At 66.1% G+C, this 14,272-nt stretch carries 1 protein-coding gene; it reads right to left on the reverse strand.

The features are described 5' to 3' along the window. On the reverse strand, positions 1-14,272 hold a 14,272-nt coding region (locus ACIA48_RS30190), incomplete at both ends, for an amino acid adenylation domain-containing protein (RefSeq protein WP_396739990.1).

Here is a 14,272-nt window from a genome sequence, read left to right on the forward strand (position 1 = left end):
GTGTAAATCAGATAGGCGATGTCGTCCGCCGACGGCGCCGGCAGCGCCGTGGCGGGCTGGGTATCAATCACGGGATCGTCGACATCAATGATCAGAAGCGGGTTGTGTCCGGCCAGTCGTGAGCGCAGTTCGGTGGTGGTGATGACCGCGATGGGGGCGGCGTCGGCGAGGGTGAAGTGGATCCGGGCATCGGGGTGGGTGGGGTCGATTGCCACATACGCTGCCCCAGTTTTCAATACCGCCATTATCGCGCTGATGGCCTCGCCTGAGCGTTCCATCAGCAGCGCTACCCGCTCACCCGGACCCGCCCCACGGGCAATCAACCAGTGCGCCAACCGATTAGATGCCTCATTGAGCTCGCGATACGTCACCGAACGGCCGTCGCAGCTGATCGCCACCGCCTCCGGCGCGGCAGCCACCTGCGTAGCGAACAGCACCGGGATCGACACCACGGCCGGCTCGGGTTGGGTCAACACCGCCCGATTGCCGATCTCATCCAAGTGGGTCTGCTCGACCTCGTCGAGCAGATCGACCGACGACAGTCGTCGTGTCGGGTCGGCGGTCATCGTGACCAGCACCCGCGCCAAGCGCGCGATCAGCGCCTCGATGCCGGCGTCGTCGAACACCTCGGTGTCATATTCGACGCGCAGCCCCAGTTCGGCCCCGGGTGCGGCGGCCATCGTCAACGGGTAGTGGTTGTGCTCACGGGTGTGCAACGCGGCGATGGCCAACCCATCCCGCCCCGACAGGGCGGCGGTGTCGACCGGGTAGTTCTCGTAGACGAATAAGGTGTCGAACAACTGATCCTGGCCGGTGAGCCGGTGAATCTCCGGCAGCGCCAAATGCTGATGCTCCAGAGTGTGGTGCTGGGCGGTGTGCAGCTGCTCAAGCAGCCCGACGACGGTCGTGGCCGCGCCCAGCCTCGCGCGCACCGGCACGGTGTTGATCAACAACCCGACCATCGACTCCGCACCGGCCAGCTCAGCCGGGCGCCCAGAGACCGCGGTGCCGAACACCACATCCTGCTGGCCGGTCAGCGAGCTCAACACTTGAGCCCAGGCTGCTTGGAGCACCGTGTTGACCGTGGTACGACGCGAGCGGGCCAGCTCGGTCACCGCGCCGGTGGTCTGCACATCGAGCTGATGCCTGACCACCTGCCGGGTGCCCACACTCAGTCGCACTGGTGGGCCCACCAGGGTCGGGGCGCCCAACCCGGCCAACGCCTGCGCCCAGGCCGCCCTGGCCGCATCGAGGTTCCGGCCGGCCAGCCAGCTGACAAACCGGCGATACGGAACGGGCGGGGGCACCGACTCGCGGTAATAGCCGGCGAAGATCTCACCCAACAGGATCGGCAACGACCAACCGTCCATCACGATGTGATGGTTGGTCAGCACGAACCGGTGCTGATGCGATCCGGTGCGGACCAACGCCGCCCGGAACGCCGGCTGCCCGCCCAGATCGCTCACCGCGGCGCGTTCTTCAGCGCACAGCGCCTCGATCTGCTCGTCGAGATCAGCGCTATCTGGGCTCAAATCCACGTAACGCCAGGGCAACTCGGGATTGACTTCAACGATTTGCACCGGTTCGTCGAATCGGTCGCAGAAGCGGGCCACCAGATGAGGATGACGGGCGACCACGGTGTTCACCGCTTCGCGCAGTCGGTGTGTATCCAAGGCACCGGTGATGGTGATATCCAACTGCACCGCATAAACGTCATCACCAACGGTCTGGGCGGTACCGGCATGGAACAGCAGTCCCTGCTGAAGCGGCGTCAACGGCAACACATCCGCCACCGCATACTGCTGGCACAGGTCATCGAGGTCGGGTTGGTTCAACCGGGCCGGAACGATATCGGTGGGTGTCAATCCGCCCCCGCCGGCGCGCACCACCGCAGCGATACCGCCCAGGGCCTCAAACCACAACCGCGCCAACCGATTTACCTGCGTCTGATCCAGCGCCGAGGGCGCCCACGTCCAGTTCGCCTGCAGCCGCGGGCCATCATCAGTGTCGGCCGTAGCCGCGTTGAGCTCCACCGTATGCATCAGCGGCATCGCGATCGCCGCCGCCGCTCGCGTCAACGCCAAACCCTCGGGCGAGATACGCCACAACTCATCTGATAGCTCGGCCGCTGCCGCCCCCAGCCGGCCCAGATAGTTGAACCCGATCGCCGGATCGGCCCCATCCAGTTCGACGTCGGGGTTCAGATAGCGCAACAACCCGTAGGTCAACCCGTCGGGATGGGCGCGCAGTTGTTCCTTGGCGTCCTTGACCACCGCGCCCAGGGCGAGATCGCCGGAAGTCACTTGCGCCCAGGACAACTCGCGCACGCTGAGAGCCACCGGGTATTTGGTGGTGAACCAACCCACCGTGCGCGACACGTCCAGCCCGTCGGACCACTCGTCCTCGCGACCGTGGCCCTCCACATCAACAGCCACCGGGCCGTCGATACCCAGGAACTCGGCGACGGCCAATCCGAACGCGATCAACAATATTTCGTGAATTCCGGCGTGAAACGCCGCCGGCACCTCACCCAGCAGCACCCGGGTCGTCTCGACATCCAACTGCACCGACAGGTGACCCGCCGCGGCGAACGTGTCCGCGGGTTGGATCGCCGGCAACGCCGCCGGGACCGCGGCCACCTGCCGCCACGCCTCGGCTTGCGCGACCACGGCGGGGGTGCGCGCGTGCTCGGCCAGCAGGGCGGACCACCGCGCGAACGACGTCCCGCCCCCCGGCAGTGTGATCGGCTGCCCACTATGATGCTGGGCCCAGGCAATGTTGAGGTCTTCCAACAGGATTCGCCACGACACCCCATCAACCGCTAAGTGGTGAACGATCAACACCAGTTGGTCAGTGGCAGTCACCCACAGCGCACTCAGCATCGCCCCAGCGGCCGGATCCAACCGCGACCGTGCCGCGGCCACCGCCTCATCGTCGAGCGCCTCCACGGTGTGCACGCAGTCGTGGGCATGCACCGCCCCGGTCTCAGGCACGTGCAGCGCCCAGTTCCCAGCACTGTCCTCTTCGAGACGCAGGCGCAACATGGCATGGCGATCCAACAGGGCCTGAACCAGCACCACCACATCGGTGGGCGTCGCCCCGGCGGGAGCCTGGACCACCAAGGTTTGGTTGAACTCGTCTGTTGGACCTTCAACGTCCTGCAGCCACCCGATGATCGGCGTCGGCACCACCGGCCCAAGGCCCTCATCGATGACATCAGTCGCGCCGTCGGCTACCTCGACCACGCCGGCCAGCCGGGCCACCGTCTGCTCAGTGAACAAATCCCGTGGACGACAGACCATGCCCGCAGCCCTGGCCCGGGCAACCACCTGCATCGACAAGATACTGTCGCCACCCAACTCGAAGAAGGAGTCGTCAACCCCGACCCTCTCCAATCCCAATACTTGGGCGTAGATTCCGGCCAGAATCTCCTCGATGGGCGTGCTCGGCGCGCGGTACGTATCGGCGCCCCGGTAGTCCGGTGCCGGCAGGGCGCGTGTGTCCAGCTTGCCATTGGGGGTCAGCGGCAGCGCGTCGAGTAACACCACCGCCGCGGGCACCATATAACCCGGCAGCCGCTCACCCAGTTGCGCACGGATATCGGCCGGATCGGCGGTACCGGTGACGTACCCGATCAGGCGCTTATCGCCGGGGCGGTCCTCACGCGCGATCACCACCGCCGAATCGATTCCCTCCAGCGCGCTCAACGCAGCCTGGATCTCCCCCAACTCGATGCGATACCCGCGGATCTTGACCTGCTCATCAGCACGCCCGAAATACCGCAACTGCCCATCAGCACCCCAGGCCACCAGATCCCCGGTGCGATACATCCGTTGACCGGCCACCCCGAACGGACACGCCACAAACCGCGACCCCGTCAACCCCGCCCGACGCCAATAACCCACACCCACACCAGAACCAGCCACATACAACTCACCCACCACCCCCACCGGGGCGGGACGCAACCAGCCATCCAGCACGAACAACGCCGCCCCGGCCACCGGCGACCCGATCGGCACCACATCCGCCCCCGGACTCAGCGGTGCACTGATCGCCGCATACACCGTCGCCTCCGTCGGACCGTAGGCGTTGATCATGGTGCGTCCCGGCCCCCACCGATCCACCAACTCACCCGGGCACGCCTCACCGGCCACGATCAACACCGCCGACTCCAACCCCACCGGCGAGAGCATCCCCGCCGCCGACGGCGTCTGACACACCACATCGACTTGCTCGCCGACCAGCAGGGCGTGCAACTCTTCCGGTGAGCGCGCCACATCCTCAGGCACCACCACCAACCGGCCCCCACCCACCAGCGCCCCAAAGATCTCGCCCACCGACACGTCAAAGCTCAACGAATGCCACTGCGACCACACCTGATTCGCACCGGTCGGCACCACCGCACCCACCCCGGCCACCAACCTCGCCACGTTGGCATGCGTGACCGCCACCCCCTTCGGGACTCCGGTGGTTCCGGACGTGTACATCACATACGCGATGTCCTCCGGCGACGGCGCCGCAAGCGCGGAGACAGGTTGGGCATCGATCGCGGGATCCTCGACATCGATCACCACCAACGTGTCGTGCCCGGCCACACGCGAGCCCAGACCCGCCGTGGTCAACACCGCGACCGGGGCGGCATCAGCGAGCATGAACTCGATCCGCGCATCGGGATGCGCCGGATCAATAGGCACATACGCCGCCCCACACTTGAGCACCCCCAGCATCGCGACGATCGCGCCAGCGGAGCGCGGCACCAACAACGCCACCCGCTGCCCCGGCCCAGCACCATGGCCAACCAGCAGATGCGCCAATCGATTCGACGCCTCGTCCACCTCGCGGTACGTCCACAAGTCGCCGTCACAGCTGATCGCCACAGCCTCCGGCGTGCGCGCCACCTGCGCCGCGAACGATATTGGAATCGTCACCGTCGCTGGTGCCGGACGACTCAACACCGCCCGATTACCGACCTCAGCCAGCCGGGCGTGCTCATCGGCGGCAAGCACGTCGATCGACGACACCGGCCGCGACGGATCGGCAGTCATACCCTCCAGCACCTGCCGCAGCCGACCAACAAGCACCTCGATGCTCGCCGCATCGAACACATCGGTGCGGAACTCCACCGCCCCATTGATCCCGTCCGGCTCACCAGCCGCGCTGAAACGTTCGGCCAACGAGAACGTCAAATCCATGCGGGCCGTGCGGGTATCGGCGGGGAACGCGGTGACTTCCACATCCCCCAATGCAAGCTCGGAGGGGAGATCGTTGTTCTGCCAGGCCAACATCACCTGAACCAGCGGGTGATGAGTCAGCGACCGGGTCGGGTTGAGCCGCTCAACCAACACCTCAAACGGGACGTCCTGATACTCAAAGGCGGCCAGGCTGCGTGCGCGCACATCGTCCAACAACTCGGCGACACTGGGGTTGCCGGCCACCTCGACCCGCAACACCAGCGTGTTGACGAAGAACCCCACCAGCTCATCCAGCGCGGCGTCACGGCGCCCGGCGATCGGGAAGCCCACCGCCACATCAGAACTGGCGCTCAGCTTGGCCAGCAGCACCGCGAGCGCGGCCTGCACCACCATGAAACTGGTCGCATGGTGCTCACCAGCCACCCGCGCGATCTGCTGCTGCAACTGCGCCGGCCACTCCACCGCCACCGTGGCTCCACGGTAATCGGCCACCGCCGGATACGGTCGATCGGTAGGCAGCACCACCCGCTCGGGCAACCCAGCTAGGGCCTGCTGCCAATAACCCAGCTGCGCGGCGATGCGGCTATCAGGGTCGGCAAGCTCACCCAACTGCGCGCGCTGCCACAACGTGTAATCGACGTACTGCACCGGCAACGGCGCCCAACCGGGCGCCTGCCCCGCGCACCGAGCACCATAGGCCAGCGCAAGATCAGCGACCAGCGGGGTGATCGACCAACCATCAGCGGCGATGTGATGCACCACCGCCACCATCACATGCTCAACCTCAGTGATACGGAAAAGCGTTGCCCGCAAGGGAATCTGGGTGGCCAAGTCGAACGGCGCGCCTACCACCGCCTCGATCTCGTCCCGAAGTCGATCCTCAGGCCAGCCGTCGGCGTCAACGACCGCCATGCCGAAACCGGCCTGCTCGACGGGCACCACTACTTGCCGGGGGATCCCCTCGGGTGCCGGGAAGAGCGTGCGCAGGCTCTCATGGCGGCCCGCCACATCCGCCAGTGCCGCGCCCAACGCCCCAACATCGAGGGGCCCGTCGAGCCGCAACGCCACCGCCATGTTGTACACAGCGGACGGGCCCTGCAACTGATCGATGAACCACAACCGGTGCTGGGCAAACGACAACGGCACCGCCGCCGGCCGCTCCTCGGCGACCAGCGGCGCCAATCCACCGCCGGCGGCGTCGATCCGCGGCGCCAACCCGGCCACCGTCGGCGCCTCGAACACCGCACGCACCGAAAGATCTGCACCCAGACTCGCATTGACCGCCGCGACCAGACGCATCGCCGACAACGAATCCCCACCCAAGTCGAAGAACGAGTCATCGACCCCGACCCGCTCCACTCCCAACACCTGGACATAAATCCCGGCCAGGATCTCCTCAGTCAGGGTCGACGGGGCACGATACCGATCCACACCGGCGTACTCCGGCGCCGGCAACGCCCGAACATCAAGCTTGCCGTTGACCGTCAACGGCAACGCGTTGAGCGCCACCACCGCCGCCGGCACCATATAGGCGGGCAACCGCTCACCAAGTAATGCGCGGCTCTCAGCCGGATCGGCGGTCCCGGTCACATACCCCACCAGGCGCTTATCCCCGGGACGGTCCTCACGCGCGATCACCACCGCCTGCTCCACCCCAGCAACAGCACTCAGCGCCGCCCGCACCTCACCCAACTCGATGCGATAGCCACGGATCTTGACCTGCTCATCGACCCGACCCACATACCGCAACTGCCCATCCGCACCCCACGACACCAAATCCCCGCTGCGATACATCCGCGCCCCCGGCAACCCATCCGGACACGCCACGAAACGGGACCCGGTCAACCCGGCACGGCCTACATACCCCACACCCACCCCGGCGCCAGCCACGTACAACTCACCCACCACGCCAGTGGGCACCGGACGCAACCAGCCGTCCAGCACGAGGAAGCTCAGATGCGATAAAGGCACTCCGATCGGGGAGATTGGACTGTTGATATCGGCGGCGGTGATTTCGCGCAGCGAGGCATGCACTGTGGTCTCGGTAATGCCATACATATTCAGCAACCGCGGCGACCCCGCATGACGCCCCAACCAGGTGACAAGACGTTGCGGTTCCAGCGCTTCGCCGCCGAACACCACCGTCCTTAACGTGAGCTTGTCGGCCTCGGGGGCGGCCGCATCAGCGGCCTGCAGGGCATAGAACGCCGACGGGGTCTGGCTGAGCACACCGACCTTCTCGGCGATCAGCACCGCATGCAGCTCTTCAGGGGACCGCACCACCGCGTCGGGCACCATCACCAGTCGCCCGCCGCTCAGCAGCGCGCCGAAGACCTCCCACACCGAGAAGTCGAACGCCAACGAATGACACTGCGACCACACCTGTTCGGCGGCCACCTCGGCCTGCAACGTGTCCAGCAGCTGGGCCACGTTGCGGTGGGTGACCGCCACCCCTTTCGGGGTTCCGGTCGTACCCGAGGTGTAGATCAGATACGCGACGTCGTCCGCCGACGGCACCGTCAGCGAGGTGCCGGGTCGGGCGTGAATTGCGGGGTCTTCGACATCGACGACCGGAAGCTCTTGGTAGTCGGCTAGCCGCGAGCGCAGTTCAGCGGTAGTCAGCGCGGCCATCGGCGCTGCGTCGGCGAGCACGAATTCAATTCGCGCATCCGGATGCGCGGGGTCGATCGGCACATACGCCGCACCGGTTTTCAGCACCGCCAGCATCGCCACAATCGCCTCGCCGGAGCGCGGCAACATTAGCGCCACCCGCTCACCCGGCCCCGCCCCGCGACCATTCAGCAAGTGCGCCAACGAATTCGACGCTTCGTCAAGCTCGCGATACGTCCACGAGCGGCCATCGCAGCTGAGCGCCACCGCCTCCGGAGCGCGAATCACCTGCGCAGCGAACAACACCGGAATCGACACCGCAGTGGGAGCCGACCCCGCAAACACCGCACCGTCAGACCTCCTCTGTGGCCGAGCGTGTTCCTGGGCGTCAAGCAAATCTATCGTCGACAGCCGCCGTGAGGGGTCGGCGGTCATGGCCACGAGCACCCGCTCCAACCGTTCGATCAGCGCCAGAATGCCGGCCTCGTCGAACACCTCGGTGTCGTACTCGACGGTGATACCCAGTTCGCGGCCCGGCGCGGCCGCCACCGTCATCGGATAGTGGTTGTGTTCGCGGGTGTGCAACTCGTTGATGGCCAACTCACCGTCGCCTGACAGGGCGGCGGTGTCGACCGGGTAGTTCTCGTAGACGAATAATGTGTCGAACAACTGGTCGTGACCAGTGAGGCGGTGGATCTCCGGCAGCGCCAGATGCTGATGTTCCAGGGTGCGGTGCTGGGCTGCGTGTAGCTGCTCGAGCAGCCCAGCGGTGGTAGTCGACGCGGTCAGCATCGCGCGCACCGGCACGGTGTTGATCAACAGGCCCACCATCGACTCCGCGCCAGCCAACTCGGCGGGTCTACCGGAGACCGCGGTGCCGAACACCACATCCTGCTGGCCGGTCAGCGAGCTCAACACCTGCGCCCAGGCGGCCTGCAGCACCGTGCTGACCGTGGTGCGGTGCGAGCGGGCCAGCCCGGTCAACGCGTGGGTGGTCTGCTCACAAATCCGTTGTGACGCGACCCCTCGGGTGACTAGTCCCACTCGGTCCGGCCGACCCACCAGGGTGGGAATGTCGAACCCGGCCAAGATTTCCCCCCAGGCGGCGCGGGCGGCATCCAAGTTGCGGCCGGCCAGCCAGCTGACAAACCGGCGATACGCAGGGGCCGGGGGCAGCGGTTGACCGTAATAGCCGGCGATGATCTCGCCCAGCAGGATCGGCAGCGACCAGCCGTCCATCACGATGTGGTGATTGGTCAGCAGGAACCGATGTTGGACAGGTCCGGTGCGGATCACGGCCGCCCGAAACACCGGCTGCCCGCCCAGATCGCCCACCGCGGCACGTTCAGCGGCGCAGGCACTTTGGACGTGCTCCTCGACATCGACATCGACATCGTCAGCGCTCAAATCCATGTGACGCCAGGGGAGTTCGGGGTTAGCCTCGATGACCTGTACCGGCTCCTCGAACTGTCCGCAGAACCGGGCCACCAGATGCGGGTGGCGGGTGACCACGGTGTGTACCGCCTCGCGCAGCCGCTGGGTATCTAGGGCACCGGTGATAGTGATGTCCAGCTGCACCGCATACACATCATCGCCATGGACGGTGCCGGCGTGGAACAGCAGCCCCTGCTGCAGCGGCGTCAACGGCAACACGTCGGCGACGCGGTACTGCTGCTCTATCTCATCAAGTTGGGACTGGTTCAACCGGGCAGGAACGATATCGGTGGGTGTCAATCCGCCGCCACCGGCGCGCACCACCGCAGCGATGCCGCCCAGGGCCTCAAACCACAACCGCGCCAACCGATTTACCTGCGTCTGATCCAGCGCCGAGGGTGCCCACGTCCAGTTCGCCTGCAGCCGCGGGCCATCATCAGTGTCGGCCGTAGCCGCGTTGAGCTCCACCGTATGCATCAGCGGCATCGCGATCGCCGCCGCCGCTCGCGTCAACGCCAACCCCTCGGGCGAGATACGCCACAACTCATCTGATAGCTCGGCCGCTGCCGCCCCCAGCCGGCCCAGATAGTTGAACCCGATCGCCGGATCCGCCCCATCCAGTTCGACGTCGGGGTTCAGATAGCGCAGCAACCCGTAGGTCAACCAGTCGGGATGGGCGCGCAGTTGTTCCTTGGCGTCTTTGACCACGGTCCCCAACCCGGGCTCACCGGCGATCACCTGCGTCCAGTCCAGCCCCCCCACGGCCAGCGCCACCGGATACTTGGTGGTGAACCAACCCACCGTGCGCGACACGTCCAGCCCGTCCGACCACTCGTCCTCGCGACCGTGGCCCTCCACATCAATAGCCACCGGTGCCGCGCCGCTACCAACGAACTCGGCGACGGCCAATCCGAAGCCGATCAACAGAATGTCTTGCACGCCAGCGTGAAACGCCGCCGGCACCTCACCCAGCAGCTGCCGGGTGGTCTCGACATCCAACTGCACCGACAGGTGGCCCGCCGCGGCGAACGTGTCTGCCGGTTGTATCGACGGCAACGCCGCGGGGGCCGCCGCGATCTGCCGCCAGGCGTCGGCCTGCGCGACCACGTCAGAGGTGCGCGCGTGCTCGGCCAGCAGCGTCGACCATCGCGCGAACGACGTCCCACCCGCCGGCAGTGCGATGGGCTGTCCGCTGTGGTGCTGGACCCAGGCAATGTTGAGGTCTTCCAAGAGGATTCGCCACGACACTCCGTCCACCGCCAGGTGGTGGATGATGAGTACCAGTTGCCCGGTGGGGGCCACCCACAGCGCACTGAGCATGGCGCCGGCGGCCGGGTTCAACCGCGACCGCGCCGCAATTACCACCTCATCATCGAGTGACTCGACCACCTGCAGGCACTCGCGCGCCTGCACCGCCCCCACCTCGGGCACCGTCAGCGCCCACCGTCGGGCGCCGTCATCCTCGACGCGCAGGCGCAACATGGCATGCCGGTCTAACAGGGCCTGTACCACCACCACCACGTCGGCCTCGCCGACCGCCGCCGGGGCCTGGACCACCAGGGTCTGATTGAACTCCTCTGTCGAACCATCCACATCGGCCAGCCAGCCCATGATCGGCGTGGGAACCACCGGCCCGAGGCCCTCATCGATGGCATCAGTCGCGCCGTCGGACACCTCGACCACGCCGGCCAGCCGGGCCACCGTCTGTTCAGTGAACAAATCCCTTGCGCGACAGGCCATGCCCGCGGCCCGGGCCCGGGCCACCACCTGCATCGACAAAATACTGTCGCCACCCAACTCGAAGAACGAGTCGTCAACCCCGACCCGCTCCAATCCCAATACTTGGGCGTAGATTCCGGCCAGGATCTCCTCGACGGGTGTGGTCGGCGCGCGGTATGTATCGGCGGCCCGGTAGTCCGGGGCGGGTAGCGCGCGTTTGTCCAGTTTGCCGTTAACGGTCAGCGGCAGGGCGTCGAGTACCACCACCGCCGCCGGCACCATATAGCCGGGCAACCGCACACCCAACTGCGCACGGATACTGGCCGGATCAGCGGTGCCGGTGACGTAACCGATCAGGCGCTTGTCGCCGGGGCGGTCCTCGCGCGCGATCACCACCGCCGAATCGATGCCCTCCAGCGCGCCCAACGCTGCCTGGATTTCCCCCAACTCGATGCGATACCCGCGGATCTTGACCTGCTCATCAGCGCGCCCGAAATACTGCAACTGCCCATCAGCACCCCAGGCCACCAGATCCCCGGTGCGATACATCCGCGACCCCGCACCCCCGAACGGACACGCCACAAACCGCGACCCCGTCAACCCCGCGCGGGCCCAATAACCCACCCCCACACCGGAACCAGCCACATACAACTCACCCACCACCCCCACCGGGGCGGGACGCAGCCAAGAATCGAGGACGAACAACGCCGCCCCGGCCACCGGCGAACCGATCGGCACCACATCAGCCCCCGGGCTCAGCGGCGCACTGATCGCCGCATACACCGTCGCCTCGGTCGGGCCGTAGGCGTTGATCATGGTGCGTCCCGGCGCCCACCGATCCACCAACTCACCCGGGCACGCCTCACCGGCGACCACCAACACCGCCGACTCCAACCCCACCGGCGAGAGCATCCCCGCCGCCGACGGCGTCTGACACACCACATCGACGTGCTCGCCGACCAGCAGTGCGTGCAACTCTTCCGGCGAACGCGCCACATCCTCAGGCACCACCACCAACCGGCCCCCACCCACCAGCGCCCCAAAGATCTCGCCCACCGACACGTCGAAGCTCAACGAATGCCACTGCGACCACACGTGTGACGATGCTGGCGCAAAGTCGGCGGTCAGTGACTCCAGCAGTCCGGCGACGTTGCTGTGAGTGACTGCCACCCCCTTCGGGACTCCCGTCGTACCCGAGGTGTAGATCAGATACGCGATGTCGTCCGGCGCCGGTCCCGTCACACCAGTCGTGGGTTGGGTAGCGACCGCGGGGTCACAGACATCGATCACCACGAGCGTGTCGTGTCCGTCCAAGCGTGAGTGCAGACCCGCAGTGGTCACCACGGCAACCGGGGCGGCATCAGCAACTATGAACTCGATCCGCGCATCCGGTAACCCCGGATCAATAGGCACATACGCCGCGCCCGTCTTCAATACCGCCAGTAACGCCACGACCGCCTCAGCCGAACGCTCGATCAGCAACCCCACCCGCTGTCCAGGCCGCGCACCCTGGGTAATCAGTAAGTGCGCCAACCGATTCGACGCCTCATCAAGATCGCGATAGCTCGACGACTGGTCGCCGCAGGTGATGGCCACCGCCTCCGGGGCGCGGCTGACCTGCGCTGCGAACAACGTCGGAATAGATACTGGGGCGGGCGTCGGCCCGCTCAACACCGCCCGATGACTGATCTCATCGAGGTAGGTATGCGCATCTGCATCAAGCACATCGATTGACGACACCCGCCGCAAAGGATCAGCAGTCATCTCCTGCAACACCCGCGCCAAGCGCTCAACCAACACCTCGATGCTGGCCGCGTCGTACACGTCGGTGCGGAACTCCACCGCCCCATCGATCCCACCGGGCTCACCAACCGCGCTGAAACGTTCAGCAAGTGAGAACGTCAAATCCATACGAGCAGAACGGGTATCGACCGGTAACGCGGTGACCTCCAGATCACCCAACGCCACCTCGGAAGGGAGGTCGTTGTTTTGCCAGGCCAGCATCACCTGCACCAACGGATGATGAGTTAACGACCGGGCCGGGTTCAGCCGCTCCACCAACACCTCAAACGGCACATCCTGATGCTCAAACGCGGCCAGGCTGCGCGCCTGAACTTGGCTCAAGAGCTCAGCCACCGTGGGGTCGCCAGCCAGATCGACCCGCAACACCAACGTGTTGACGAAAAAACCCACCAATTCATCCAGAGCGGGGTCGCGCCGCCCAGCGGTCGGGAATCCCACCGCCACATCCGAACTGGCGCTGAGCTTGGCCAGCAGCACCGCTAGGGCGGTCTGCACGACCATGAAGCTGGTCGCGTTGTGAGCACCAGCCATCTGACCGATCCGCTGCTGCAACTCAGCAGACCACTCAACGGCCACCGTGGCCCCGCGGTAATCAGCCACCGCCGGATAAGGTCGATCAACGGGCAGCACCACCCGCTCAGGCAACCCCCCCAACGCCTGCTGCCAATAACCCAGCTGCCCGGCGATGCGGCTATCGGGATCATCGAGATCACCCAATTGTCCCCGCTGCCAGAGCGTGTAATCCACGTACTGCACCGGCAATGGCGCCCACTCCGGCACCTGACCTGCGCACCGGGCGGAATACGCCATACTGAGGTCAGCCACCAGCGGGCGGATCGACCAGCCATCGGCAGCGATGTGATGCACCACAGCCACCGCCACATGCTCGTCATCGCTGACACGAAAAACTATGGCGCGCAACGGAATCTGGGCGGCCAGGTCGAACGGTGCACGCACCGTCGCATCGATCGCTTCCCGAAGCCGATCCTCAGGCCAGCCGCCGGCGTCGATGACGTCCCAGTCGAAGTCAGCGCGCTCGACCGGCACCACCAGCTGTCGAGGGATCCCCTCAGGTGCCGGGACCAGCGTGCGCAGGCTCTCATGACGGCCAACCACATCAGCCAGCGCGGCCCCCAAGGCCGTCGCATTCAGAGATCCGCTCAGCCGTAAAGCCACCGCCATGTTGTAAACACCGGAGGGGCCCTGCAACTGTTCAATGAACCACAACCGGCTTTGGGCAAATGACAACGGCACCACCGCCGGCCGCTCCGCCGCCACCAATCGCGCCATCCCACTGCTACCGGCACCGATCCGCGGCGCCAGCTCAGCGATAGAGGGCGCCTCAAACACCGAACGCACCGCAAGGTCACTACCGAAGCTGGCATTGATCGCAGCGACCAAACGCATCGCTGACAACGAGTCTCCGCCGAGTTCGAAGAAGGAGTCGTCGATGCCGACGCGTTCGACTGCCAGGACTTGGGCGTAGATCCCGGCCAGGATGTCTTCGACCACGG

This window comes from Mycobacterium sp. NPDC051804 (genome assembly GCF_044452905.1).
Classification (GTDB): Bacteria; Actinomycetota; Actinomycetes; order Mycobacteriales; family Mycobacteriaceae; genus Mycobacterium.